Source organism: Sporosarcina sp. P25 (genome assembly GCF_002743235.1).
Lineage (GTDB): Bacteria > Bacillota > Bacilli > Bacillales_A > Planococcaceae > Sporosarcina > Sporosarcina ureae_B.
Genome location: NZ_PDYV01000004.1, coordinates 99,169 through 123,794 on the forward strand (window position 1 = coordinate 99,169; position 24,626 = coordinate 123,794).

At 42.0% G+C, this 24,626-nt stretch carries 27 protein-coding genes and 1 tRNA gene; 27 read left to right on the top strand and 1 reads right to left on the bottom strand.

Annotated features, from left to right (window positions below; translation table 11 throughout):
• The first annotated feature begins 150 nt into the window (after nucleotides 1-150).
• The 12 genes from CSV70_RS05300 to CSV70_RS05355 all read left to right on the top strand — a co-directional run bounded on the left by CSV70_RS05300 (nucleotide 151) and on the right by CSV70_RS05355 (nucleotide 8,210).
• Nucleotides 151-600 (top strand): acyl-CoA thioesterase, encoded by a 450-nt coding sequence (locus CSV70_RS05300; RefSeq protein ID WP_085131140.1) that lies wholly within the window; start codon nucleotides 151-153, stop codon nucleotides 598-600.
• A 75-nt stretch (nucleotides 601-675) separates the two neighbouring features.
• The gene (locus CSV70_RS05305) at nucleotides 676-888 is read left to right on the top strand and encodes a helix-turn-helix domain-containing protein (RefSeq protein WP_085133536.1); all 213 of its coding nucleotides are present in this window, start codon (nucleotides 676-678) and stop codon (nucleotides 886-888) included.
• A gap of 191 nt (nucleotides 889-1,079) precedes the next feature.
• Entirely contained in the window at nucleotides 1,080-1,487 is a 408-nt protein-coding gene (locus CSV70_RS05310) for a MarR family winged helix-turn-helix transcriptional regulator (protein ID WP_085133535.1), read from the top strand.
• 9 nt (nucleotides 1,488-1,496) lie between these two features.
• A complete protein-coding gene (gene racE / locus CSV70_RS05315) occupies nucleotides 1,497-2,285 on the top strand; it encodes a glutamate racemase (protein ID WP_085131139.1) in 789 nt (262 codons plus the stop codon).
• Nucleotides 2,286-2,414: 129 nt separating this feature from the next.
• Complete coding sequence (gene rph / locus CSV70_RS05320) at nucleotides 2,415-3,173, top strand: ribonuclease PH (RefSeq protein ID WP_029052969.1); 759 nt, start codon at nucleotides 2,415-2,417, stop codon at nucleotides 3,171-3,173.
• Nucleotides 3,170-3,784, top strand: a complete 615-nt coding sequence (locus tag CSV70_RS05325; RefSeq protein WP_085131138.1) for an XTP/dITP diphosphatase — start codon at nucleotides 3,170-3,172, stop codon at nucleotides 3,782-3,784. The genes rph and CSV70_RS05325 overlap by 4 nt, the downstream gene beginning before the upstream one ends.
• Complete coding sequence (locus CSV70_RS05330) at nucleotides 3,781-4,272, top strand: metallophosphoesterase (protein ID WP_085131137.1); 492 nt, start codon at nucleotides 3,781-3,783, stop codon at nucleotides 4,270-4,272. Before CSV70_RS05325 ends, CSV70_RS05330 begins: the two co-directional genes overlap by 4 nt.
• 73 nt (nucleotides 4,273-4,345) lie before the next feature.
• A tRNA-Arg gene (locus CSV70_RS05335) sits at nucleotides 4,346-4,419 on the top strand.
• Between the two features lie 327 nt (nucleotides 4,420-4,746).
• Nucleotides 4,747-5,217 (top strand): acyl-CoA dehydrogenase family protein, encoded by a 471-nt coding sequence (locus tag CSV70_RS05340; RefSeq protein WP_232319193.1) that lies wholly within the window; start codon nucleotides 4,747-4,749, stop codon nucleotides 5,215-5,217.
• Nucleotides 5,218-5,268: 51 nt separating this feature from the next.
• Nucleotides 5,269-6,348, top strand: coding sequence for a TRAP transporter substrate-binding protein (locus CSV70_RS05345; protein ID WP_158232281.1), 1,080 nt, complete (start codon nucleotides 5,269-5,271; stop codon nucleotides 6,346-6,348).
• Between the two features lie 67 nt (nucleotides 6,349-6,415).
• Complete coding sequence (locus tag CSV70_RS05350; protein ID WP_085131135.1) at nucleotides 6,416-6,913, top strand: TRAP transporter small permease; 498 nt, start codon at nucleotides 6,416-6,418, stop codon at nucleotides 6,911-6,913.
• Nucleotide 6,914: 1 nt separating this feature from the next.
• Nucleotides 6,915-8,210 (top strand): TRAP transporter large permease, encoded by a 1,296-nt coding sequence (locus CSV70_RS05355; RefSeq protein ID WP_085131134.1) that lies wholly within the window; start codon nucleotides 6,915-6,917, stop codon nucleotides 8,208-8,210.
• Nucleotides 8,211-8,299: 89 nt separating this feature from the next.
• On the opposite strand, the gene CSV70_RS05360 is transcribed toward CSV70_RS05355, so the two are convergent.
• Nucleotides 8,300-10,186 (bottom strand): helix-turn-helix domain-containing protein, encoded by a 1,887-nt coding sequence (locus tag CSV70_RS05360; RefSeq protein WP_085131133.1) that lies wholly within the window; start codon nucleotides 10,184-10,186, stop codon nucleotides 8,300-8,302.
• A 152-nt stretch (nucleotides 10,187-10,338) separates the two neighbouring features.
• Between CSV70_RS05360 and CSV70_RS05365 the strand changes: the two genes are divergently transcribed.
• The 15 genes from CSV70_RS05365 (at nucleotide 10,339) to CSV70_RS05435 (ending at nucleotide 24,153) form a co-directional block, all read left to right on the top strand.
• Complete coding sequence (locus tag CSV70_RS05365) at nucleotides 10,339-11,082, top strand: SDR family NAD(P)-dependent oxidoreductase (RefSeq protein ID WP_085131132.1); 744 nt, start codon at nucleotides 10,339-10,341, stop codon at nucleotides 11,080-11,082.
• 20 nt (nucleotides 11,083-11,102) lie between these two features.
• A complete protein-coding gene (locus tag CSV70_RS05370; RefSeq protein ID WP_158232282.1) occupies nucleotides 11,103-11,546 on the top strand; it encodes a Zn-ribbon domain-containing OB-fold protein in 444 nt (147 codons plus the stop codon).
• Entirely contained in the window at nucleotides 11,543-12,697 is a 1,155-nt protein-coding gene (locus CSV70_RS05375) for a thiolase family protein (RefSeq protein ID WP_085131130.1), read from the top strand. Before CSV70_RS05370 ends, CSV70_RS05375 begins: the two co-directional genes overlap by 4 nt.
• Before the next feature lie 15 nt (nucleotides 12,698-12,712).
• Complete coding sequence (locus CSV70_RS05380) at nucleotides 12,713-13,177, top strand: MaoC/PaaZ C-terminal domain-containing protein (RefSeq protein WP_085131129.1); 465 nt, start codon at nucleotides 12,713-12,715, stop codon at nucleotides 13,175-13,177.
• Nucleotides 13,178-13,189: 12 nt separating this feature from the next.
• Entirely contained in the window at nucleotides 13,190-14,341 is a 1,152-nt protein-coding gene (locus CSV70_RS05385; protein ID WP_085131128.1) for an acyl-CoA dehydrogenase family protein, read from the top strand.
• A gap of 41 nt (nucleotides 14,342-14,382) precedes the next feature.
• Nucleotides 14,383-15,429 (top strand): CaiB/BaiF CoA transferase family protein, encoded by a 1,047-nt coding sequence (locus CSV70_RS05390; protein ID WP_255397405.1) that lies wholly within the window; start codon nucleotides 14,383-14,385, stop codon nucleotides 15,427-15,429.
• 36 nt (nucleotides 15,430-15,465) lie between these two features.
• The gene (locus CSV70_RS05395) at nucleotides 15,466-16,266 is read left to right on the top strand and encodes an SDR family NAD(P)-dependent oxidoreductase (protein WP_085131126.1); all 801 of its coding nucleotides are present in this window, start codon (nucleotides 15,466-15,468) and stop codon (nucleotides 16,264-16,266) included.
• Nucleotides 16,267-16,299: 33 nt separating this feature from the next.
• Nucleotides 16,300-17,250 carry an MBL fold metallo-hydrolase gene (locus CSV70_RS05400; RefSeq protein WP_085131125.1) on the top strand — a complete coding sequence of 317 codons (951 nt, stop codon included), beginning with the start codon at nucleotides 16,300-16,302 and terminating at the stop codon, nucleotides 17,248-17,250.
• A gap of 19 nt (nucleotides 17,251-17,269) precedes the next feature.
• Complete coding sequence (locus tag CSV70_RS05405; RefSeq protein ID WP_085131124.1) at nucleotides 17,270-18,850, top strand: long-chain-fatty-acid--CoA ligase; 1,581 nt, start codon at nucleotides 17,270-17,272, stop codon at nucleotides 18,848-18,850.
• Between the two features lie 106 nt (nucleotides 18,851-18,956).
• On the top strand, nucleotides 18,957-20,144 hold the full coding sequence (locus CSV70_RS05410; RefSeq protein ID WP_085131123.1) for a lipid-transfer protein: 1,188 nt from the start codon (nucleotides 18,957-18,959) through the stop codon (nucleotides 20,142-20,144).
• 36 nt (nucleotides 20,145-20,180) lie between these two features.
• Nucleotides 20,181-20,963, top strand: a complete 783-nt coding sequence (locus tag CSV70_RS05415) for an enoyl-CoA hydratase/isomerase family protein (RefSeq protein ID WP_085131122.1) — start codon at nucleotides 20,181-20,183, stop codon at nucleotides 20,961-20,963.
• A gap of 45 nt (nucleotides 20,964-21,008) precedes the next feature.
• Nucleotides 21,009-21,425, top strand: a complete 417-nt coding sequence (locus tag CSV70_RS05420; protein ID WP_085131121.1) for an FAS1-like dehydratase domain-containing protein — start codon at nucleotides 21,009-21,011, stop codon at nucleotides 21,423-21,425.
• A gap of 15 nt (nucleotides 21,426-21,440) precedes the next feature.
• Complete coding sequence (locus tag CSV70_RS05425) at nucleotides 21,441-21,824, top strand: MaoC/PaaZ C-terminal domain-containing protein (RefSeq protein WP_099626810.1); 384 nt, start codon at nucleotides 21,441-21,443, stop codon at nucleotides 21,822-21,824.
• Between the two features lie 14 nt (nucleotides 21,825-21,838).
• Nucleotides 21,839-22,657 (top strand): NAD(P)H-dependent flavin oxidoreductase, encoded by an 819-nt coding sequence (locus CSV70_RS05430; RefSeq protein WP_332308451.1) that lies wholly within the window; start codon nucleotides 21,839-21,841, stop codon nucleotides 22,655-22,657.
• A 320-nt stretch (nucleotides 22,658-22,977) separates the two neighbouring features.
• Nucleotides 22,978-24,153: an acyl-CoA dehydrogenase family protein gene (locus CSV70_RS05435; RefSeq protein WP_085131119.1), complete on the top strand. Its 1,176-nt coding sequence runs from the start codon at nucleotides 22,978-22,980 to the stop codon at nucleotides 24,151-24,153.
• Nucleotides 24,154-24,626 lie beyond the last annotated feature (473 nt).

Below are 24,626 nucleotides of genomic sequence, written 5' to 3' on the forward strand. Positions count from 1 at the left end.
ATATGAGTTAGCTTGTGATTGTTCTTTTTAGAAAGAATTCTTCACGAGGTCTTCAACTCTTTAGTAATCATCAGTGTAATAAATGTTAATTGACGTTAACTTGTATTTTGATATAATGAATGATGATTCATTAAAAAGGGGTGTATGTAAATGAGAGCAAGTTATATTGACGATTTAGAGGAATGGGTAGAAAGATTTCATTTTCATGCAGATGTTTCAGTACGTTTTTCAGAGACAGATATGTATGGACATTTGAATAATACGAAGGTATTTGCATATTTTGAATATGCTAGAATTGAGTTTTTGAAACACTTAAACCATATGGCGAAGTGGATTGATCCGAAAGGTGAAACTATTCCAATAGTAGCGGATTTGCAATGCGATTTCGTAAAGCAAGTGTACTTTGACGAAAAGCTACAGATCCATGTAAAGGCTAATACTATGGGCACAAGTTCAGTTGATCTACATTATATGGCTACAAATGAACGTGATGAAATCGTCTTTACAGGTAGAGGCGCTATCGTTCAAATTGGAAAAAGTGATGGTAGGCCTGTTGCATGGACAGAGGAAGAAAAACAGTTGTTTCTTGAAAACTCGTAAAAGCCTACACAGCCGCCCTTACGCTTACATATCCTAAGGGGAAAGCGTAAAGAGGAGGGGCGCATCTTGGATGAAATGCAAAACCGTTCTTTATTAACAAATCGGGAACGACAAATTTTCACTTTGCTGGTAAACGATTTTACAACAAAAGAAATTGCTGGACAGCTGACCATTAGTGAGAAAACCGTACGAAACCATATTTCGAATACAATTCAAAAACTGGGTGTATCAGGCAGAGCACAGGCTATAGTCGAATTATTGCGATTGGGAGAATTACAGCTGAACTAAAATGATACCCAGCTTACGATAGTAGATCAATTTTGTGCAATCAGTGTCAATCACTTCTTCTCTAGCTTAAAATCGAAGGAAAAAATGTTGCGTTCATCAATGAAAACGGTACAATGAAAAGATAGGACTCATTTCAGGGAGCTGATTTTTTGTTGAATGAACAGAAAAACGTACCGAATGATATCGTAAAGATGGAAAAAGATTTGCGATACATTGCGTCCATCATTAAGGAACAAGGTCGAAAAATATTAAAAAACTCTACTATTACACCTCCTCAATTCAGCGCTCTTCAATGGTTGTTGGAATATGGTGATATGACCATCGGAGATCTATCCAATAGAATGTTCCTTGCATTCAGCACCACGACGGATTTAGTAGACCGGATGGAAAATAGTCAACTAGTGAAACGCGTGCGGGATGAAAAGGATCGTCGGGTGGTCCGTGTCCATTTATTACCTGAAGGAATACGGATTATTGAAGAGGTCATACAGAAGAGACAAGAGTATTTACAAGATGTTCTTGTAAATTCAAATGAGCAAGAAATTCAGCAGTTTTCAGGATTGCTGGCTAAACTACATGAACAGATGACAAGAGATTGAGGGATTACATTGAATGCACCTATTGGAGTAATTGATTCGGGAGTCGGCGGATTGACAGTTGTAAGAGAGTTACGCCACCACCTACCGAATGAACCTATTATTTATATTGGCGATGACGCACGTTGTCCGTATGGTCCACGGTCCGCCGAAGAAGTATTGCAATTTACGATAGAGATGGTCAACAGTTTGGCGCAAATGGGTATAAAAATGCTTGTTATTGCGTGTAATACTGCGACAGCTATCGCGTTAGAAGAAGTACGAAAGCAATTTGATTTTCCGGTTGTCGGTGTTATTGAGCCAGGGGCAAGAGCAGCTGTCAATGCGTCGCAAACAGGTGAAATTGCTGTGCTTGGTACAGAGGGCACCGTGAACAGTAAAGCGTATGACCAAGCGATACAGGCTTTAAAGAAGGAAGCAAAAGTCTATTCACTCGCATGTCCGGAATTTGTGCCCATCGTTGAAAGTGGAGAATATCGTACACAGGCTGCAAAGGATATAGTTGACAAGACATTACTGCCCTTGCATAACGATTCGTTTGATTCTGTAATACTTGGCTGTACGCATTATCCATTATTGCAAGAACATATCGAAGCGCATTTCTCCAATAAAAAAAATGTTATTTCGTCAGCGGCGGAGACTGTGATTGATGTGGAACGGATTCTAAAAGATGAGCAATTACTATCTATTTCAGCGGAAGAGCCGATATTTTACACGACAGGCTCGATGGAAAAGTTTCAAGCCATCGTTGAAGATTGGCTTGCCATTCCCCAGCCAGACGTACGCAAGTTAACTTTTTAAAGGATAGGGCAGTACCCGAAAACTGTACATCGTTTTCGGGTTTTTTGCTGTGAATATGGTAAGATGGATTGAACGTAGATTTGATGAGTACGTCACACTAAATAATTGAATCAAAATGGAGGATATTGTATGCGACATGATGGAAGAGCAACAGAAGATATTCGTACAGTAACGATAGAGAAAGATTATTTGATACATCCAGAAGGTTCCGTACTGATTTCAGTTGGCAATACTAAAGTGATTTGTACAGCGACGATTGAAGATCGGGTACCGCCGTTTATGCGTAATAGTGGAAAAGGGTGGATCTCAGCTGAATATTCCATGTTGCCACGGGCTACAGGACAACGGACAATCCGTGAATCATCCCGCGGTAAAGTAGGCGGTCGTACGATGGAAATCCAGCGTTTAATCGGACGAGCTTTGCGTGCAGTCGTTGATTTGGATGCTATAGGTGAGCGGACAATTTGGATCGATTGTGATGTCATTCAGGCAGACGGCGGAACGCGGACGTCTTCGATTACAGGTGCATTCGTTGCATTGGTCATTGCAGCAAATAAATTGCAAATCGAAAAGAAATTGCCTGTATTCCCCGTTCGTGACTTCTTAGCTGCTACAAGTGTTGGTAAACTAGCTGACGGTCAATTGATCACGGATCTTGACTATGTAGAGGATTCTTCTGCCGACGTCGACATGAATGTGGTGATGACAGGACAAGGCCAATTCGTGGAACTCCAAGGGACGGGTGAAGAAGCTACTTTTTCCCGAGCAGAAATGAATGATTTATTGACATTGGCTGAATCGGGAATTGAACAATTGATTGCAATTCAAAAAGAAGTATTAGGCGAGTTGGCGGATAAGATTGGGCAACAGGTAGGCGAGGCGCAATGAAAGAAGTATTAATCGCAACGAATAATACAGGTAAAGCGAAAGACTTTGAAGTTCTCTTTCGCCCTTTAGGTATCACGGTGTTGACATTGCAGGATATCGAAGAATCGATTGATGTTGAAGAAACGGGTACCACTTTCGTTGAAAATGCCATACTAAAAGCTGAGACTGTTGCAAATTTACTAGGGAAAGTAGTAATTGCAGACGACAGTGGGCTAGAAGTTGATGCATTGAATGGTGAGCCAGGTGTCTACTCTGCACGCTATGCAGGCGAGCCTTCGAACGATGAAGCGAATATCGATAAGTTGCTAGCTAATCTTGTAGAAGTACCTGAAACGGCGCGTCAAGCCCGTTTTCGGTGCGTTCTAGCGATTGCGGGTCCTACTATCGAGACAACTACTTATTCCGGTAGCTGTGAAGGCTTCATTACAGATCATCGACAAGGAACGAATGGATTCGGCTATGATCCAATATTTTATGTGCCTAGTAAAGAAAAGACCATGGCACAGTTATCTGCAGAAGAGAAAAGTGCCATCTCTCATCGCGGAGCGGCTTTAGCTCAGTTAAAAGAACGGCTACCAGAATTTATTGCGAAGTTTGGTGAAATGAAATGAAGTTACTTGTTTTAAGTGATTCACATGGCGATGTAAATACAGTGAAGCAGATTAAAACATTGCAAGCAGAGGCAATATTCCATTGTGGTGATAGTGAATTATTGGCAAATGATCCATTGCTTAATGGAATCCATATTGTTCGTGGTAACTGTGACGGTGATGATCAATTTCCAGCGAGCATTGTACAAAAGATGGGCGATGAGACTGTATTCATCGTCCACGGCCATGAGCACGACGTCAAGCGCTCTATGCTTACCCTTTCTTACGCAGCAGCTGAACAACAAGCAACCATTGCATTATTCGGACATTCTCATTTATATGGTGCGGAGATGATCAACGGTGTATTGTTTGTTAATCCGGGAAGCACGACCCAACCACGTGGTGGAAGGGAAGCAACATACGCAGTCATTGAAATCACTGATGTTTATACTGTAAGTTTTTATAGTATGAACGACGACATAATAGACGAAATAATATTAAATAAATAGTTTTATGAAATAGTGTTGACTTATCTTTGGATTATGCATATAATAGTTCTTGTGCCTGTGGTTGCAGGTGTTTGTCTCAGTAGCTCAGCTGGATAGAGCAATGCCCTTCTAAGGCATCGGTCGGGGGTTCGAATCCCTCCTGGGACGTAATTAAGACTTTTTTAAGTAGTTAGGAAATTAAAAAGAACTACAAACGTTGTAACAACGTTTGTAGTTCTTTTTTTTTTTCGTGCTTTTAAATCTACTACGCAAACGCTTGGTTTCCTCTCCATTTATCCACCCACAAACATTTTACTCATACCCGATCGAAATTTATTCTCCGATTGGATAAGTTTTCTAATTGTTTACTTATGTATGTACCCTACAAATGAGATGATAATATTTGTTTGTTTTTGACGTAGAAGAGTCATTTCTTACTCTGTAGAATTCATTTGTAGGTAAGGATAGTTTGATAATTCAAGAGATAAATTCTGTTTGGACTTCACTGTAAATTATGGAGTGAAAGAAATAATTTCGGCACTGAACAAATTTATTGAAACGGAAGTTGTCCCACATCAAGAAAAATATAAACGTGAGTTGGAAAATGAACGCAAAACGTTCGGTATGACAATTGGAAATCACCAAGCGATTCCAAAGATGTTAGCTGAATGTGCAATTGATATTTACGCCGGACATAATATATTGTTAAACTGTGCATGGAAGATGGAAAATCAATCCGATTTACCAATCAAGGAAATTTCGATAATCAAAGCATTCTGTACGGAAATGGCACAAAGGGTGATTGATAAATGCATGCAAATTCACGAAGGGATGGGATTAACAAATGAATTGAAACTTGAGAAAGCATGGAGATGGGCAAGGATGATGCGTATTCCTTATGGGACAACCGAGATTCAAAAAAGAATAATTGCAAAGAAGATGTTGCAAGGCGATTTGCACTTTTAGTTTGAACTAAGAATGAAAGCGGTTACTTACATTGGAAAAGGAGTGGTACAGATGAAAAAGATTTTTGGCATGTTAAGCTTGGTGTTAATATTAATTCTTGGTGCTTGTAATACTGAAAAGGACAGTAGTTCAGAAAGTACAAATGGTACAAACACTGAAAAAGTCTACGAATTGAACGTCAGTAACATCCAGCCTTCCACGCATCACTATGTGTACAACGTTTATGAACCGTGGACGGAATTTGTGGAAAAAGAAACAAATGGACGGGTGAAGGTGAATGTATTTCATGGAGGGACTTTGGGGAAGGCGACTTCAGCTTTTGAGGATACTCAAGGCGGCATAGCCGATTTAGCGCCGGTCATTTCAACTTATTATTTTGATAGTATCTTCTTCCCTTATACGATTGGGAATTTACCGTTCGCTTTCCCAGATTCTACGATAGGCAGTGAAATCATGACGAAGTTCGGGGAAAAATACGCTGTCGATGCGATTGAAGAGGAAGTTCATTATTTAGGTGGAAGCTTTGTAACAGATCCATATAATTTATTCTCCAAAAAGCCAGTTAGAAAAATTGAAGACATAAAAGGATTGAAAATGAGAGTCCAAGGTAAATCGGATGTCCCCCTCGTAGAAGCATGGGGCGGTGTTCCAGTATCGATTCCGTTGGATGAAACGTACGAAGCTTTGCAAAAAGGTACTTTGGATACTGCTTTCTATTCGACAATCGGTGTTTTGGGTCATAAATACTACGAAGTGGCACCATATGTCTTGAAAATGGGGACAACCGTTACGCCTGTTATACCAATCATGAACAAAGATTACTATGAATCGCTGCCCGAAGACTTGCAAAAAATGTTTGACGAAGTGCTTGGGCCAAAATTGGCTGAGTTGTTTAGTGAGACGCACAAAAAGGAATTAGACAAAGCCTATGTCGAACTGGGCAAGTTAATTGAAGGTAAGGGAGAGATCATTGAATTAGCTCCTGAAGAAGAAGCGAAATTTAAAGCCTCTGCAAAAACGCTTTGGGATGAATGGGTGGAAGAAGCGAATGCGAAAGGGTATCCTGGTGACCAAATGATGGAAGATTTTAATGACATGCTTCTTGAAGCTGGATTAAAACTACCTTTCTAACTCAAAAGGAACATAATATGTCTTGGTTAACAATCAAGACATATTTTTCTATACGGAGGTGAAATGAATGGGAATTGTGGAAAAATGGATAGGTTTTTTAACGATAATTGGAAAGTGGATAGCGATTCTCACAATGACGAGTATGATGATCTTTACGACATATGCAGTCATCAGTCGCAAATTGGGAGCTCCTGTAGTGGGGGATGTTGAATTTATGCAACTAGGCATGGTTGTGTTGATTATGTTCGCGCTAGCATACACACAAAAAAGAGATGCACATATTTCAATCGGTTTGCTTGTCGATCGGTTACCCCAAAAAATACAAGAATTCACAGATGTCATCAGCTATCTTTTCACGTTTATCATTTGTCTCCTCATTGGATGGGTAAGCTTAAACATTGGATTGAATTCGATGACGGGGAATATAAAAACGACGGATTTGCTTGGCGTCCCACATTTTCCGTTTCGATTCATCATTGCATTAGGTTTCACGATGTGGGGGCTAGAAGTACTTTTGAAGTTCATCCGTTCCATCGTTATTTTGTTTGCCGGAAAGGAGGGGTAATGTGACTATAGAGATGATTGGATTAATGGGCATTGTGGTCATGTTCATCCTCATGTTTTTGCGACTTCCGATTGCTATTGCCATGGCGATTCCGGCTTTTCTCGGTATCTATTATTTAAAAGGTTGGAAAACACTCACTACCGCGATTGAGACCATTATTTGGGATCATAGTTTTAGCTATACATTAACGACGATTCCGCTCTTCATATGGATGGGGGAATTGCTTTTCGTTTCAGGAATTAGTAATGAGCTGTTTAAGATGTTCCGATTGTGGATGGGACGCCTAAGAGGGGGGCTCGGTTTAGCAACAATCGGTGCATCAGCGATTTTTGCAGCTGCTTCAGGCTCTAGCTTGGCGACTACTGGAACGATGGGTGCGATTGCATCGAAGGAAATGGATCGATTCGGATATAAAGACTCGTTCTCCGCTGGGACAATTGTTGCAGGCGGTACGTTGGGGATTCTCATACCACCGAGCACGGCATTTATCGTGTACGGTATGTTAACCGAGCAATCGATTGGTAAGTTGCTCATTGCCGGGATTATTCCAGGTATCATGTTAACCGGATTATATATGCTTACGGTCTATATTTCCGTGCTGTTAAATCCGGACATCGCCCCTATAGCATCGGGGGGTGGGTGGAAAGAAAAAATTAACTCGCTCAAATCGATGACATGGATTATATTATTGTTCACGCTAGTCATCGGGGGGATGTATGTCGGTCTATTCAGCCCGACGGAAGCCGCTGCAGTAGGTGCATTTGGAGCAATGCTCATCGCGTTGCTCAATCGGAAATTGACGTTCAAGAATTTTATCGAGTCCGCATCCAATACGTTAAAAACGACAGGGTTTTTATTTGCCATTATACTGGCTGCATTCATCTTGAATTACTTTCTTGCGATTACAAGAGTTCCGATGCTGATGGCGGATTTTATCGATTCACTATCGATGCCGAACTTTGTGATTTTTATGTTGATCATTGTCATGTATCTCATTCTTGGTGCATTCATGGATTCCATGGCAATGATTGTTATTACAATTCCGATCATTTTACCGATTATTCAAGCGATGGATATGGACTTGATTTGGTTCGGAGTGATAATCGTATTGATCATTGAATTAGGCTTAATCACACCACCTGTTGGAATGAATTGTTATGTATTGAAAGGTGTTTCCGATTATTCACTCGAAACCATCTTTAAAGGTGCGGCTCGGTTCATTATTCCAATCTTTGTTATGATTCTCATCTTATATTTCTTCCCTGAGATCGCATTGTTTTTACCATCCAAAATGTGATGAAGACAAATGTGGAGAAATACTTGTTTCAGACAAATAGAAATAGAGAGTGGGAATGTATTCATTCCTCCACTCTCTATTTTTTTCCATCACTCTTGTTTAACGAGCCGATGAATGATGATGGCGATTTGAAGGTTGAGACGGTATTGTGTATGCGTTAGATCGATCTCTAGGATGTCCTCGATTCGATTCAACCGGTACCGAAGAGTGTTGTAGTGGATATGGAGCTCTTTAGCGGAATGCTGGATAGCGGATTCGTTATCTAAAAAAACCTCTAACGTTTTTAGTAATTCAGACTTGTTTTGGAGATCGTATTCGATGATTTTTCCTAAGTAACGGTCCATGAACTCTTTCATGTATTCGGGATTCTCCGTATTGAATAACAACCCGATAATACCGAGTTCCTTGAAATGGACAATCGGTGCATTGAATTGGAAAGAATGAGCGAATTCAGAGGCTTTTTTGGCTTCGTTGAATCCTCTAAGGTATTCTTTTGTTTGTAGAATGGGATTGCTAATACCTACACGGAAGTGTAAATCGGGATGCTTTTCCTCCGTATAGTGGAGCACGAAGTTCGTGACGGTGCGAATATGCTCGTCAGGTGTGACAAGAATTATTTTCTGGCCTTGGATCATGCTGAGTGGCAATAGTTCTTGATCGATCATGTAACTAAACCTTTCAAGAATTCGATTTGATTGTTGTGTATCATCCACTTCGTTCTTTCTCGGGCTTAAAACAAGAATGGAATACGTCTTTTCGAAAGAGATATTTAAATAACGTGCTCTTCGAATAAGATTTTCCTCTGTTTCCAGGCCTGATATCAAATCGTGCAGATAGTCCTGGCGTAATCGGTTTTCGACTTCAATGCTTGTTTTTTCCTGATTTATTTGCAGTGCCAAGACGCTTTTTGCTTGTCCGATTGCGACAATGCTCAATGGATCATATGAATTCATTTTTTTTGCAAGAATTAAATAAGCGACGGTCTGATTATGCAACGTGATGGTGAAAACGGAATAAATTTGGCCGTTGTTCGATACTTCAAAAAAGGCTTGATGAATATTTTTTGAATGAAGGATGCGTTTATACAGTTCCACATGATTGAAATGGTCTTTGTTGTATGCGTGGTTTCGAGGCATAGCTTCATAAATGGAGTTTCCAAACTCGTCAAGCAATAAAATTGATTCCTCAATGAAATTGGCCACTCTTTGTAATATTCCTTCGTTACCGCCCTTATTGAGTGCTTCTTCAAAGAGTTCGTCGTGTAGCTTACTCACACGAACTTCATTCGTATACAGTTTTGCGTTTGAAATGGCAAGTGCTGTCTGGTAACAAAAGTGATTGAGCATTTGCAATAATGGCTGCTTTGAATGATACGTAGTGGTCCGGGCTAAAAAGACAACGCCGATCCGTTCCCCGTTGGCGATTAAAGGCGAACAGATGAGGGATACGATGTCTTTCTCCGCCAGGCGTTGCAATAAAGTGTATTCAAAAGAGGAGTGTTCAGCGATATCCGATAAGATGAAAGCCTCTTTGTTGTCTGCCAGTTCCATTTGGAACTTTGAATCTAAGGGTTCCTCAAAACACAACAAGTCGGACTGTTCTTCCCCTGCGACTGCATCAATGCGCATGCTTGATTTCTCGTGATCAATCATTCCGATGAGGACATAGTGCGCTTTGGAGGTATTCAATAAACGAGTTGCGCTTAAATTTAGAATGTCAGTTAGCGGAGCGAGAGAGGCGACTTCCAAATTAATTTGATGAAGGATTTCAAACGTACTCGTTGAGAATTTCAAGAAATCCGCCTTTTGTTTCAAAGATTGAAGTGCGTAAAAGTGGGAATGCAATTTTTCGTCTTTGTAATACACATGGAGCCTCGCTTTCAAAGTTTCCCATTCATTTTCATCATACTGACTGCTTTGGATAAGCGGAAAAAGCTCTTCGATAAAACCGTTGTAGCTGATTTCGTTTGTGGTCATTGGATATCCCCCTTCATTACTTTTATTTCGGAATCTATGTATTAGTATGAATTATACAATAATTCAAACAAACATTGTAGTCAATTGACATGGTTGATCTTTTTGGGAAGCAGTAAAATGAGGTGAATAGTAAAGTAGGGAGGGGTTTTATAATGAGATTTCAAGATCGGGTTGCAATTGTAACAGGTGGAGCGGATGGAATCGGTAAAGAAATTGCTCGTAAAATGCTTACCGAAGGCGCTACAGTCATTATTACCGACATTAATGAAACGTCATGTGAAGAGACGGTGAAGGAATTTCAAGTAGATGGTTTCAACGCCCATTCCATGCCGGCAGATGTTTCACAAAAAAGCGAAGTTATCGCTGTCGTACAACAAACGAAGGAACAGTTTGGCAAGATTGATATTTTAGTGAACAATGCGGGAATTGTCCGTGATGCAAGAATCACGGAAATGGAAGAGGAAGATTGGGATCTTGTTATAAATGTTTGCTTAAAAGGTTCCTTCCTTTTTGCGAAGTATACGGCTGAGTATATGATTTCCCAAGAATACGGGAAAATTGTCAACATTACTTCCCGTGCGTATTTGGGGAATCCAGGACAAGCCAATTACTCCTCTGCAAAGTCTGGTGTTCTTGGCCTTACGAAAGCGCTCTCAAAGGAGTTGGGCAAGCACAATATTACAGTGAATGCTGTAGCGCCGGGTCTGATTGAAACGAACGCCTTACGGGACCATCCAAAATGCGAAAAGATTAAAGAGCTTCAAAAACGTGATTCTCCGATTAAGCGTGTTGGCTCGACGGAAGATGTCGCAAATGCGGTGATGTTTTTCGCTTCGGATGATTCCTCTTACATAACGGGGGATATTTTACACGTGACAGGCGGAAGATTCGGCTAATCGAACGGGGGATGAGTGGAATGACGACAATTGAACGAAAAACGATTCCGGTTATGGATGGCCTTTGGCAATTGGAAACAGATGGCAAACCGCACTTATTGGGCAGTCGATGCGAGGCGTGTGGAGAGGTATTTTTTCCACGGAAAACATTGAACTTCTGTATGAATTGTCACAAAGAATCATTGGAAGAAATCACATTTTCCGGCAAAGGGCGTGTCTTGATGCTAACAAAAGTGGAAAGACAACCGGCCGGAGGTTTTTATAAAGGGGCAGTTCCTTATACATATGGAATTGTGCAACTAGATGAAGGTGTAAATATATTTTCACAGCTCATTGATGAACCGGCGCTCTCTAATGACGAACGTGTCGAGATGGTTGTAGTGAAGTTATATGAAGAAGAAGACAATGATGTTATGACTTTCAAGTTCAAAGCTGAAATTATTCGGGAAGGAGATAAGGGATGATGGGTAAAAATACTCAATGGAAAGATGTATATGTTCAAGGAACAAGTACGACAAAATGGGGTTTTTTCCCGGATGTATCCGCTAGCTCGATGGGATCTGAAGCGATTGTAAACGCCTTAAGGGATGCCCGAACCAAGTGGGGGGAAGTTGAAGCCGTTTTTGCAGGTAGTGTCTACCAAGGGACAGCTTCTGGGCATCGAGTAGTAGGGGAAATTGGATTTACAGGAATTCCAATCGTCAATGTGGAAAATGCCTGTTCAAGTGGAGCAACCGCGTTTCGACTTGCTTATGATTCGATTCGATTAGGGCAATACGAAACGGTACTCGCTATCGGATTTGAAAAGATGCCAAGAGGACCAATCCCAAGCACTGCTTTTCCGGGGTGGCAATTGGCAATGGGCTTTAACGTACAACCGGCCAACTATGCCTTGGAAACGATGGAATACATGCGCCAATACGGAGCTACGGTTGAAGATTTTGCAAGGGTCAGTGTGAAAAATAGGCGAAACGGTTCGCTAAATCCCAATGCACGATTTCAAAAAGAAGTTTCTGCAGAGGAGGTACTCCAATCAGCAATGATAGCTTCTCCACTTCGGTTACTGAATTGTTGTCCGTTGGCGGATGGGGCGGTCGCGATGGTTTTGACAAGCAAGCCAGAAAGCAATCGGGCGATTCATGTGGCAAGCTCTGTTTTGGTGTCGGGTGTATATGGAGAAGAATCATATCAATCCGGCATTACGGCAAGTGTCCAGCATTATCCTTCGGAAGGCATTGTAGAGAAATCAGCCCGCCAGGCCTTTGAGATGGCTGGCTACGGACCCAAGGATATCGACGTCGTGCAAGCGTACGACAGCATGGGACCCGGCGAACTTTGGGACATTGAAAAACTCGGTTTTTGTGCGAGAGGAACGGCACCTGAATTGTTGCGCGAAGGTGTCTTCGATTTGATGGGGAGATTGCCGGTTAATACGGACGGTGGACTATTATCAAGGGGTCATCCGCTCGGTGCGACAGCATTGGCACAAATTCATGAGCTTGTCTTACAATTGCGGGGAGAAGCTGGCCATCGACAAGTTGCCGATCCTAAGCTTGGCTTGGCACATGCGATGGGGGCAGGTCCGAATAGTGCCGTCACGATACTACAACGATGAAGGGTGTGAGGAAAGATGGAAGATAACGGGTTGTTTTATGAAGATTTTCAAATCGGAGATAAATTTTTATCCCCTTCACGTACCATTACAGAAACGGATGTTGTCAATTTTGCGGGTTTATCCGGCGATTATAATTTGCTCCATGTGGATAGGGAGTATGCAAAAAACACGGTTTTTCAAGAACGGATTGCACACGGTTTGTTGGGACTGTCCATCTCGTCCGGACTGTTTACCCGTACAGAGCTGAATCGACGGATGAGTAAAAACTTGATTGCTTTATTGGGTTTGGAGTCGTGGAAGTTTCTAGCGCCCATCAAAATTAACGATACGATTAATCTCGAAATTGAAATTGTTGAAATGAAAGAAACGAGTAAAAAAGACCGAGGGATTGTGAAGTTTGTTCGTAAAATCATCAATCAAAATGGGATGGTCGTTCAAGAGGGAGTGACCCCGATGATGATTGCGAGAAGACAAAACTAGGAGGAATTAGGAATGGCATTTCAATTAACGGATGAGCAACTGATGATTAAAGAAACTTTGGCGAAGTTTTTGGAAAAGGAAATTGCACCAATGGTGGAGGAATATGAAAGGCAGGAGAAGTATGTCACGAAAGAGATTGTACAAAAACTTGTCCCTTTTGGATTTTTAGGTGGATTGTTGCCGGTGGAGGCGGGTGGATATGGTCTGGATTACACAACATATTTTACGATGATTGAAGAATTATCCCGTGTTTGGCCTTCATTAAGAGCGACGGTAGGTATTTCTAACTCCGTTCTCACACATATTTACGAATACGGGACGGAAGAGCAGAAAGAAAAATATTTGGGACCATTATTACGTGGGGAAAAGCTCGGTTTCTTTGCTCTCACAGAGCCGAATGTCGGATCAGATGCTTCCAGTGTTGAAACACGTGCAGTGTTAAAAGGAGATAATTGGGTTATCAACGGAACAAAAATCTTTATAACGAATGGTCTGGAAGGAGAAATCGGTATCGTCATTGCACAGACGGACAAAACGTTAGGGAATAAAGGAATCACTGCTCTGCTCATAGATAAAGAGGAAACTTCTTTTCTAGCGACGAAAATTGAAAAGATGGGTACAGTTAGCTGTCCATTTGCTGAATTAGTTTTTGAAAATAGCGAAATCCCTGCCGAAAACGTGCTCGGCGATGTCGGTGAAGGTTTGAAACAAGGATTGAAGTTTTTGAACAGTGCGCGTGCCATGGTTGCATACATCGCCACGGGCATTTCACAAGCTTGCCTGAATGCATCCATTAAGTACGTAAAGGAACGTCATCAGTTTGGGAAACCAATCGGCAGTTTTCAATTGATACAAGAAAAAATAAGTGAAATGATTACACTGACCAATGCGATGCGCCTCCTAGGGCAGCAAGCGAGCACGTTGCTTGACCAAGGAAAAGATGCAAAGGTCGAGTGCTCGATGGCAAAGTATTTTGCAACGGATCGCGTGTTAAGAGTGGCGGAAGAGGCTTTGCAGATCCATGGTGGATATGGCTATACGAAGGAGTTTCCAGTTGAGCGATATTATCGTGATATCCGTTATTTTACCATTGCAGAAGGTACGAATGAGATGCAAAAATTAATCATCGGACGAGAAGTGCTAGGCATTTCCGCATTCGTGTGACCGTAAGGAAATAGACTGGATGAGAGGTGACGGAAGTGAGAGTGCTGGAGGGTATACGAGTTGTGGACTTGACGAATTTATTGCCAGGTCCATTTGCGACAAATATTTTAGCGGAATTGGGAGCGGAAGTCGTAAAAGTGGAAAGACCTGACGGAGGCGATCCTGTGCGACAGATGATTCCTGGATTATATGAAACTTTGAACAGTCGAAAAGAAAGTTTGACGCTAGATCTGAAAAATGAGGAAGATAAAGGAGTTCTTCGTGAACTGTTGCAGGGAAGTGATGTGTTGATTGAGGGATTCCGACCCGGCGTCATGGATCGATTGGGTTTTAGTAAGAACGAGGTTGCGAAACTGAATCCGGATCTTATCTACTGTTCGATTTCGGGATACGGGCAAAGCGGTCCTTACCGTGATGTTCCGGGACATGATTTGAACTATTTGGCAGTATCAGGGGTCCTTGGAATCAGTGGTCAGCCAAACGGAGGTCCTGAAGCGGCAGGGGGAATCCAAATAGCGGATCTTGCGGCATCGTTATACGCTACGATTTCGGTGTTAGGGGCATTGTTGAACAAGGCTCGATCCCATTCGAGTGGGGTTTACATCGATGTGTCTTTAGTGGAAAGCGCACTTGCTTTAATGTCTCCACGCATTGTGGAATATTACGCACGCAATGAACCGAGGAAATCCGATTTCATGGGTCGAGGGGCCTATGGAACATATTTGACAAAAGATGGACAATATATTTCCATTGCTTGTGTAGAAGAGAAGTTTTGGGAAACATTTTGTGAAACGGTGGGCATGAAAGAGTTTATGCTCGATAATTTATTCAATAGTTGGACAAAGAGGATGGAGAAAGCAGAAATCATTAATCGAAGGATTGAAACAATCATAGTCAAAAAAACATTGTCCGAGTGGTTGTCGATTTTCGGTGAGGTCGATTTACCGGTTAGTCGTGTCAACACGATTAACGATTTGTCGAAAGATCCACATTTGAAGTATCGAAACGCAATCAGCATAGAAGGGGAACGGGTAGAGATTCCATTTCCAGCGAAGATGATTCCAATGGAAGGGCTTAGTCAAAACTGATACGCCCAAAATATTGAAAGTAAAGGGGTTTTAAGGATGAGGCTATTAAATGGGAAAGTTGCAATCATAACGGGGGCGGGAAGAGGGATAGGTAGGGAAACCGCATTGGTGTTTGCGGAAAACGGTGCAACCGTTATCATTTCAGATTTGGATGCACAACCTGCGGCGGAAGTGGTAAGCGAAATCGAGGAAAAGGGTGGTCGGGCACTCGCGATTTGCGGCGATATTACAGATCCGGAGTTTCCACGGACTTTGATGGAAAAAACCGTTGAGGAGTTTGGAAGATTGGATATTTTGGTAAATAACGCCGGCGTCACGCGCGATAGCTTGATCCATAAAATGACGGACGAACAGTTTCAACAAGTGATGGATATTCATTTGGTCGCCCCTTTCCGTCTAATCCGCGAGGCGGCTCCCTATATGCGGGAAGCGGCAAAAGCGGAGAAGGAACAAGGAATTATAAATTACCGGAAAATTATTAACGTATCATCGGTTTCAGGACTTAGAGGGAATGTGGGGCAAGCCAACTATTCGTCTGCCAAAGCGGGAGTCGTCGGCTTAACAAAGGTCGTTGCCCAGGAATGGGGACGCTATAACATCAATTCGAATGCGGTGGCGTTCGGGTTCATCGAAACAAGGATGACACAATCGCTTGAGTCCAGTGAAGACCAGACAGGCGTTCCAGATAAAGTGCGTCAAATGTTTATTGACAAAATCCCTCAAAAAAGGACAGGGCAACCGAGAGAAGCAGCAGAGGGGATCCTTTACTTGGCTTCTCCTTTGTCCAATTATGTGAATGGACAAGTTTTGCAAATTAACGGTGGTTCTTACACTTGATCCGGTAAACCGTAAGGGATTGGTGGTGATGGGATGTATGAAAAAATAGGACCGATTGAAATTTTTGGGGACAATTCTAGCAAAGTGCCGTTTTGCACGACGCTACTGCTGACGCATAACCAGGAATCTGTATTATTAGAATGCGGAGCTGGCTTCGACAGTTTAAGATATATTGAAAAAAACCATTTCGTACGTGATATTTACTTGACCCATCATCATATCGATCACGTGTGGGGCGTGTCGTTTTTTCCTGAAGCTGACGTGCATATCAATCCGTTTGATTTTGAAAAAGTTTCTGATATTTATACCCTTTCACATGCGGACGGAATGTTAGCAGTTCAAGATGAAGAGACGTTTCAGGCTTGGTTGAAGCAACAGAAAAACAGGCATTTCGGAGATAAGGCTGTTGGAAAACGGACAATAAAGCCAAATCGGAAATACCCACTGAATGAACCAGTTGAAATAGCGGGCATGGACGTGCAGTTTATCCATGCCCCAGGCCATTCGGAGGGCTATACGGTTCCGTATATTGAAAAATACGGCATCGTCTATGTAGGGGATATCGACTTGACATCCTTTGGTCCTTTTTATAATGAATTGGAATCCGATATTGCCGATTTCATCACATCCGCAAAGAAAGTTGGGGATCTTGATGCGAAATATTTTGTAACGGGGCATCACAAAGGAATTGTTTCCAAAAAGGAGTATAACGAGAAAGTCATCGATTTTTTAAACGTCATTGAAAGGCGACATGAGAAAATTTCTCGTTGTATCCGTAATGGAATCTCTCCAAATCAATTGATCGAACAAGGTATTTTTTATCGGAAAGAACAAAGAGAAGGCTCGATTTTACGTCTAAAGAATGAAGTTATTGGTATTTATAAGCATTTACAACAGTTGTTGAAGGAAGGTGGAGTTTGTACGCAATTTGTTGACGCATTTATTAGAGAACATATCGCCAAACCGGAATACTTAAAATGGTAGTGGAAAGGGGCGCGGAAAAATGAGAAGAAAATGGCACGTTGTCTATCCGGAAGGGATTCCTTATGAAGTGGAAATTCCAACGGATGTGTCTATTTACGATTCTTTTGAAAAGGCGGTTAACAAATCGCCATCATCAATCGCCATCATTGATGAAGAACTTGTAATGACCTATTCGGAACTACAGGCAGCCACGGGGCGCCTTGCAAAGTATTTTCATAAGCAAGGCATGGGGAAAGGTGATCACGTCGCGGTCATGTTGCCGAATTCTGCGGAATACGCCGTGTGCTACTTTGCACTTCAAAGGATTGGTTGCACGCAAGTCCAAGTGAATATCCTATACCAGTCGAGCGAACTTTCCCACATCTTGAATGATAGTGAAGCAAAATGGATTGTATGTGACGATGCCCAGGTTTCTAAATTGAAGGCCATCGAATTACAGAGGAAAATCGAACAAATTGTTTTCGGTGCGGATAGGAATCTTTTTCAAAAAGTCTGCTTTCATGATGAGGCGACAGCGAGTGTCCAATTGCCGAATGTTCCGATTCATCCGACGGAGGATGTCGCCATTATTCAATACACAGGCGGTACGACGGGCCATCCCAAAGGGGTCATGTTGACGCATTACAATATTGTTGGGTATGTCATTCAAAATCGTGTATTCTACTCTTTAAAAGAAAAAGAAGAGGTTACACTCGGTAATACGCCGATGACCCACATCATGGGGGTCGGCTATCTAAATCTGACAATTGCATTGGGTGGGACGTACATCGTTATGAGGCGATTCAATATCCCAAAAGTAAAAGAGCTGCTACAGAAATACGCACCTACTGTATTTATTGGTGCACCTACAATTTATATTGCTTTATTGAACAGTGATGAAATCGTCGATGAAGATTTGAAGAGCTTGAAAGTATGTACGTGTGGTTCAGCACCGTTACCAGTAGAAGTAATCAAAGAATTCGAGGAACGTTCCGGTGCACAAATTATGGAAGGGTATGGGATGTCGGAGGTGCTTGTCACCCATCGGAACCCGCGAACGAAAAAGAAGACGGGCAGTATCGGGATTCCAATCCCGAGCGTTGATTGCAAAATCGTCAAGCTGGAAGATAGCAATGTGGAAGTCCCCGTAGGCGAAGAAGGGGAACTGCTGATCAAAGGACCGCAAGTGATGAAAGGATACTGGAACAATCCAGATGAAACCGCGCAAGTATTGATCGACGGATGGATGGCGACGGGCGATATCGCGGTGATGGATGACGAGGGCTATTTCTTTATTGTCGGTAGAAAAAAAGATTTGATCATTGCGAGCGGATATAACATTTATCCGATTGAAGTGGAAAATGTCGTTTATGAACATCCGTCTGTCTTGGAAGCGTGTGTGCTTGGTATCCCGGATTCTTATCGCGGGGAAACGGTTAAATGTGTCATTGTACGGAAAGAGGGGCACCAACTTTCGACTGAAGAAATCATAGCATTTTGCAAAGAAAGACTTGCAACGTATAAGGTGCCACGAATTATAGAATTTCGTGATTCCCTTCCGAAAACGGCTGTTGGGAAAACTATGAAACGGCAATTGATACAGGAGGAACTGTTGAAATAAGGGCTGAACGGTGACAGAATGTTGCTATTTAGACTTTCTCATAATGAACAAAGGCGAAGTGTGAAGACATGTGAAAAAGACGATATGAAAAAAGGGGGATTTGAATGTGAAAAGAAAAGTCAAAGTGATCGGCGTAGATATGGTGAAGTTTGTGAAGCCAGGCATGCAGGAACCGTATGAAGTGATGGCATCGAAAGCGATTAAAGGAGCAGTCAAAGATGCGGGAATCGATTTCAAAGAAATTGAACACGCCTTTGCCAGTTATGTTTATGGAGATAGTACGTCGGGACAAGCAGCTTTGTATAAAGTCGGGTTAAGCGGCATCCCGATATTCAATGTCAACAATAACTGTTCGTCCGGCTCGACGGCAATCTTTTTAGCAAGGCAAGCTGTTGAAAATGGCATTGTAGAATGTGCACTTGCCTTCGGTTTTGAAGAGATGAAGCCGGGGGCGCTTTCCTCTGTGTATTCAGATCGAATGACGCCGATGCAGGCATTTGTTGATCGGTTGGAAGAATTGAGACCCGGTTATTCTTTGGAATCTCCGCGTGCAGCCCGAATGTTCGGTTCCGGTGGGATGGAATACATCGAAAAGTACGGGGCAAATCCGGACATTTTTTCCAAAGTCGCGGTGAAAACTCGAAGCCACGCCATCCACAATCCTTATTCGATGTTCGACAATCCGTTAACCTTTGAAGAAGTACAAAACTCTCCGATGATTTTTCCGCCATATTTGACGAGATACCATGCATGCCCGCCTTCATGTGGTGCGGCAGCCGTAATCATTTGCAGCGAAGACTTTGCAAAAAAGCACGGCCATGAAAATGCCGTGGAAATTATCGCCCAATCCATGGCGACGGACACGGAACTGACTTTCACAACAGGCGCCATGAATTTAGTAGGCGCGGACATGACAAGAAGAGCGGCCCGTCAAGTGTTTGAGCAATCCGGAATCGGAGTGGAAGAGGTAGATGTCGTCGAATTGCATGACTGCTTCACCCCGAATGAAGTAATCACTTACGAAGGGCTTGGATTGTGTGAAGAAGGCGAAGCGGAAAAGTTCATCAATGATGGAGACAATACGTATGGTGGAAAATTCGTCGTTAACCCTTCCGGCGGTTTGATGTCAAAAGGCCATCCAATCGGAGCGACCGGTCTAGCCCAGTGTACGGAACTTGTTTGGCAACTCAGAGGGGTGACAGGAAAACGGCAAGTGGATAATGCAAGAGTTGCGCTACAACATAATCTTGGACTTGGTGGCGCAGTCGTTGTGACGATGTATCGAAAACCATGAAAGCAAAAAGATTGACAAAAACAATGAGGTGTTTCAATGCGGTATCCGGATTATCAAACAATTGACATCCAAATGGATGGAAGTGTCTGTATCGTTTCAATGAATAAGCCTGAAATACGAAATGCACTAATGGAAGAAATGCGAGAAGAATTGAAGCATTTTTTTCTTGCGGCTGGTGACGATTGTTCGATTCGATCAATCGTATTGGCGGCAAGAGGAGAAGTGTTTTCAGCGGGTGGGGATTTGAAGGCTCTTCAACATTTGAATCCCAAAGAAACTAAAGAGAGAATGGAAAAAAGTCAGGAACTCATCAAAAGCATCCTTCGTCTACAAAAACCGGTTCTTGCGGTTGTCCATGGGGCTGCTGCGGGAGCAGGCTTCAGCTTGGCACTTTCTTGCGATATGATTTTCGCCGCGAAATCTTCGGTCTTCATTCAAAGTTTTATCAAAATTGGTGTTGTGCCCGATTTAGGTGCAATGTATTTCCTCCCTGAATTAGTCGGGCGACAAAAGGCCATGGAAATGATGCTTCTAGGGGAAAAAGTGAGTGCCCATGAAATGGAGCGGGTTGGAGTGGTCAATCGTGTATTCGAAGATAATGTAGTGTTCGATGAAGCGTTAGTAGCGGCAAAAAAAATGGCAGAGAATCCACGACTTTCGATGGGACTCATTAAAAAGATGGCCAACTTCAATGTGTTAAATGAATTAGAGCAAACCTTTGAGTTGGAAATATCTTCGCAGTGCTTGTGTGTTGAATCCGAAGATTTCAAAGAAGGTGTACAAGCTTTTTTTGAGAAACGGAAAGCCGTCTATAATTGATGGGCAATTGTCATTGCTGCACTATGAAAAAAGGAGGGATTCCACTTGACCCGAACCGAATCACGTTTAGAACAGATCAAAAATACAAAAATCGAGGCGTTTACTTATACAATTGAAAAAGGGAAAATTAAGGAACTTGCCATTGCTTTGGGTGATCAAAAAGAAAGTTATTTGAACGGGGATGCAGTGCCGCCGACATTTTCAACCGTCATCGAATTTTGGGGCGATCCAACTTCCATTTCCAAAGTGCTTGATTTGAATCTTTCCAAAGTGCTGCACGGCGAGCAAAGTTACGAGTATGTAGGAACGTTGAAAGTTGGAGATGAAATTATTGTTCATACGGTCGTCGAAAAAGCTTTTGCGAAAGCGACCATGAATTTCATTGTACTGAAAAAGGAGTTTTTGAATCAACATGGCGAATTGGTGTTGATTGGCCGCTCTACGATCATTGAAAGACATTAGGAGGCGATTGCTTTGATGGTTGGTCATCAGTTTGAAACAATCCAAAAGGAAGAGGTCACACATACACAAATTGTGCGCTATGCAGGGGCGTCGGGCGATTTTAATCCGATTCATACTGTCGTTCCGTTTGCAGAAAAAGTGGGACTTGGCGGTGTCATTGCACATGGCATGATGATCATGGGGTTTATCGGACAAGCGATTGTCGACTGGTTCCCTTCGAACTGTCTGGAAAACTTCACGGTCCGCTTTAATGCGATGACGAAGCCGGGCGAGAAAATCGTTGTCAATGGACAGATTGTTGGAGAAACGGATGATTCATGGCTTTGTGAGTCGATTGCATCAAATGAAAATGGGGAAATAAAGGTGACGGCGAAGTTTACCATTCACAAAAGACGTTAGGAGGTTTTTAGTGAATGAAAATGACGGAGGAGAAGAAAAAAGCGCACATTGGTCAGACGGACATCTCGGTTATCATGGCGCCGATGTTCCTCGTCTCAAGCCCTCAATCGGTCATTGAAGCATGTAAAGCGCGGATTATCGGAACTTTCTCGTTATTGAACGCACGGACTTCCGATGAGCTGGAGGAATGTTTCGAAACGATTCGGAAAGCATTGGATTCCAAGCTAAATTATCCGGCGGCCCCTATTTCCACTTGGGATGTCAACCTAATCGTCCATAAGACGAATAAACGGTTGGATGCCGATCTGGAGGCAATTCGAAAATACGAGTCTCCAATTGTCATTACATCGCTTGGAAATCCGGAAGAATTTGTGGGAATCGTCTATCAATACGGGGGCGTTGTCTTATCGGATGTCATTTACATCAAGCATGCCCAGAAAGCAGCGGAATCGGGAGTGAATGGGCTCATCCTCGTCTGCAATGGCGCGGGTGGCCACGGAGGTACTTTCAATCTGTTCGCATTCGTTTCGGAAGTGCGAAAATTTTGGAAAGGGCTTACTATTGTGACGGGATGCATTTCAAACGGACAAGACATTGTCACCGTTCAAGCGTTAGGTGCGGATTTCGCCTATATGGGAACAAAGTTCATCGCGGCGGAAGAGACCATGGCGAACGATGTGTATAAGGAAATGCTTATTGAATCGACGTCGGAGGATATCATCTACACCGATGCCATTTCGGGCGAGAATGGGAATTATTTGATTCCGAGCATTCTGAATGCTGGTCTCAATCTGGAAAATTTACAGAAGAAACGCGATTTCAACACAGGTTAGAGGGAAAACGAGCCAAAATCATGGAAAAACATTTGAGGTGCCGGGCAAGGTGTTGGAGCAATCGGGGAAATTGAATCTATTGAAAAAGTTGTGGAAACGTTGAAAGAAGGGTATTTCCAAGCGTTGGGTCAATTGAAGAAGTTTTGAAGTTGCAAGAGAGGGATTTTAATGAGCATTTAGGTACTTTTTAAACGTTCATTCGACACGTAAGAAAAAATCGCAGTGAAAAATGGTAAGATTACGGAAAATGGAGCGAATTTTATCCTCAACCCGGATGAATATGCGGTTAAGAAAGCATAAAAATACATGGAGGTATAAAAATGACAAAAACTAATTCGGCAGCCAAAAGTAAAAATCGATCTTATTTTTCTGAGCAACATATTATGTTTCGAGATTCACTTCGAAGGTTTTTAGAAAAAGAAGCTGTACCTTATTTTGATCAATGGGAAAAAGATCGTCTTGTCCCACAAACATTTTGGAGAAAGATGGGTGAACAAGGTTTTCTCTGTCCATGGGTAGATGAAAAATATGGAGGTATGGGTGCCGACTTTATTTTTTCGGTAATTTTAAGCGAAGAATTAAGGCGCATTGGATCGGGATTAGGAGGAATTGTCGTTCACAGTAGCATTGTAGCTCCTTATATCAAAAATTTTGGAACAGAGAAGCAAAAGAAAAAGTATTTTCCAGGTTTAATGAGTGGGGATACGATTAGTGCGATAGCTATGACTGAACCGGGCGCAGGATCTGATTTGGCATCGATCAGTACAACGGCGATTAAAGATGGAGACAGCTATATTATAAACGGTCAAAAAACATTTATTTCAAACGGTATTCTATCGGATTTGATTGTTGTTGTTTGTAAAACAGATCCAAAGGCGATTCCTGGGCATAAAGGGATTAGTTTGTTTTTAGTAGAAAGCAATATGCCTGGATTTTCTCGTGGTAGGAAACTAGATAAGGTTGGGCTTCATAGTCAAGATACGTCAGAGCTAGTTTTTGAAGATGTAAGGGTACCAGCTTCGAATCTACTTGGTGAGGAAGGGAAAGGATTCTACCACTTAATGGAGGAATTGCAACAAGAAAGAATTATTGCTGCATTAAATTCTCAAGTTTTAGCGGAACAGATGCTAAGTGTAACGCTTGAATATGTAAAAGAGCGAGAGGCGTTTGGACAGACTATTAGTAAATTCCAAAACACTCAATTTAAATTAGCGGAAATGGCGACGCAAGTTCAACTTGGTCGAACATTTATTGATGATTTAATAGTAAAGCATTTAGAAGGACAAAATGTTTATTCTCAAGTGTCTATGGCTAAATGGTGGATTTCAGATAATGCAAGAAAAATGGCACCGGAATGTATGCAACTTCACGGTGGATACGGATATATGGAGGAGTATGAAATTGCCCGTCTTTATCGTGATGTTGCAGTAGCTCCGATTTATGCAGGATCCAATGAAATAATGAAAGTTATTATTGCGAAAGAACTAGGTTTATAAGGATGTTTTAGGAATATATTGAGTAAGAAAGCAAAAGTTCTCTGGCTTTGTTTTTTTAGCGATAAATAGTGGAAGCTGAGTTTTGATCTTGCAAGTGGGCCTGTGGAGATAAAAGTGTTTGGAACAACAGAGACGTATTATTTAGAAATATACGGGCTAAACTAGATTACTAGCACCGTAAAAAATCTCAATACTCTATTTCCCTTTTTTAGTAGTTTTGCTTTCGAAGAAAAAACGAAACCAATTAAGCTATGTGTAGCTTCTTTATATAGTAATAAAGACAATGGGCTTGCACTTGATCTGCAAATAATTCATTAGAAATCAGTCCAACACATTGCTCAAATGCTGTTTTTCGTGTAATCTTATCCATACGTGTAATCCTTTATTTTGGATTTGGATAGGTTACTACCTCCCAACCATTATAAAGGATTTTTTGTGCTCGAGTTTAATTTAAGATTATTCAGTTTTCATGC

What these genes read in the sequence shown, in the direction of transcription:
- CSV70_RS05375 (WP_085131130.1), top strand. Translation starts at nt 11,543, where the DNA reads ATGATGGGTAAAAATACTCAATGGAAAGATGTATATGTTCAAGGAACA.
- CSV70_RS05425 (WP_099626810.1), top strand. Translation starts at nt 21,441, where the DNA reads ATGGTTGGTCATCAGTTTGAAACAATCCAAAAGGAAGAGGTCACACAT.
- CSV70_RS05365 (WP_085131132.1), top strand. Translation starts at nt 10,339, where the DNA reads ATGAGATTTCAAGATCGGGTTGCAATTGTAACAGGTGGAGCGGATGGA.
- CSV70_RS05325 (WP_085131138.1), top strand. Translation starts at nt 3,170, where the DNA reads ATGAAAGAAGTATTAATCGCAACGAATAATACAGGTAAAGCGAAAGAC.
- CSV70_RS05415 (WP_085131122.1), top strand. Translation starts at nt 20,181, where the DNA reads ATGCGGTATCCGGATTATCAAACAATTGACATCCAAATGGATGGAAGT.
- CSV70_RS05370 (WP_158232282.1), top strand. Translation starts at nt 11,103, where the DNA reads ATGACGACAATTGAACGAAAAACGATTCCGGTTATGGATGGCCTTTGG.
- CSV70_RS05330 (WP_085131137.1), top strand. Translation starts at nt 3,781, where the DNA reads ATGAAGTTACTTGTTTTAAGTGATTCACATGGCGATGTAAATACAGTG.
- CSV70_RS05345 (WP_158232281.1), top strand. Translation starts at nt 5,269, where the DNA reads ATGAAAAAGATTTTTGGCATGTTAAGCTTGGTGTTAATATTAATTCTT.
- CSV70_RS05350 (WP_085131135.1), top strand. Translation starts at nt 6,416, where the DNA reads ATGGGAATTGTGGAAAAATGGATAGGTTTTTTAACGATAATTGGAAAG.
- CSV70_RS05385 (WP_085131128.1), top strand. Translation starts at nt 13,190, where the DNA reads ATGGCATTTCAATTAACGGATGAGCAACTGATGATTAAAGAAACTTTG.
- CSV70_RS05400 (WP_085131125.1), top strand. Translation starts at nt 16,300, where the DNA reads ATGTATGAAAAAATAGGACCGATTGAAATTTTTGGGGACAATTCTAGC.
- CSV70_RS05395 (WP_085131126.1), top strand. Translation starts at nt 15,466, where the DNA reads ATGAGGCTATTAAATGGGAAAGTTGCAATCATAACGGGGGCGGGAAGA.
- CSV70_RS05360 (WP_085131133.1), bottom strand. Translation starts at nt 10,186, where the DNA reads ATGACCACAAACGAAATCAGCTACAACGGTTTTATCGAAGAGCTTTTT.
- CSV70_RS05310 (WP_085133535.1), top strand. Translation starts at nt 1,080, where the DNA reads ATGGAAAAAGATTTGCGATACATTGCGTCCATCATTAAGGAACAAGGT.
- CSV70_RS05435 (WP_085131119.1), top strand. Translation starts at nt 22,978, where the DNA reads ATGACAAAAACTAATTCGGCAGCCAAAAGTAAAAATCGATCTTATTTT.
- CSV70_RS05305 (WP_085133536.1), top strand. Translation starts at nt 676, where the DNA reads ATGCAAAACCGTTCTTTATTAACAAATCGGGAACGACAAATTTTCACT.
- CSV70_RS05380 (WP_085131129.1), top strand. Translation starts at nt 12,713, where the DNA reads ATGGAAGATAACGGGTTGTTTTATGAAGATTTTCAAATCGGAGATAAA.
- CSV70_RS05430 (WP_332308451.1), top strand. Translation starts at nt 21,839, where the DNA reads ATGAAAATGACGGAGGAGAAGAAAAAAGCGCACATTGGTCAGACGGAC.
- rph (WP_029052969.1), top strand. Translation starts at nt 2,415, where the DNA reads ATGCGACATGATGGAAGAGCAACAGAAGATATTCGTACAGTAACGATA.
- CSV70_RS05300 (WP_085131140.1), top strand. Translation starts at nt 151, where the DNA reads ATGAGAGCAAGTTATATTGACGATTTAGAGGAATGGGTAGAAAGATTT.
- CSV70_RS05405 (WP_085131124.1), top strand. Translation starts at nt 17,270, where the DNA reads ATGAGAAGAAAATGGCACGTTGTCTATCCGGAAGGGATTCCTTATGAA.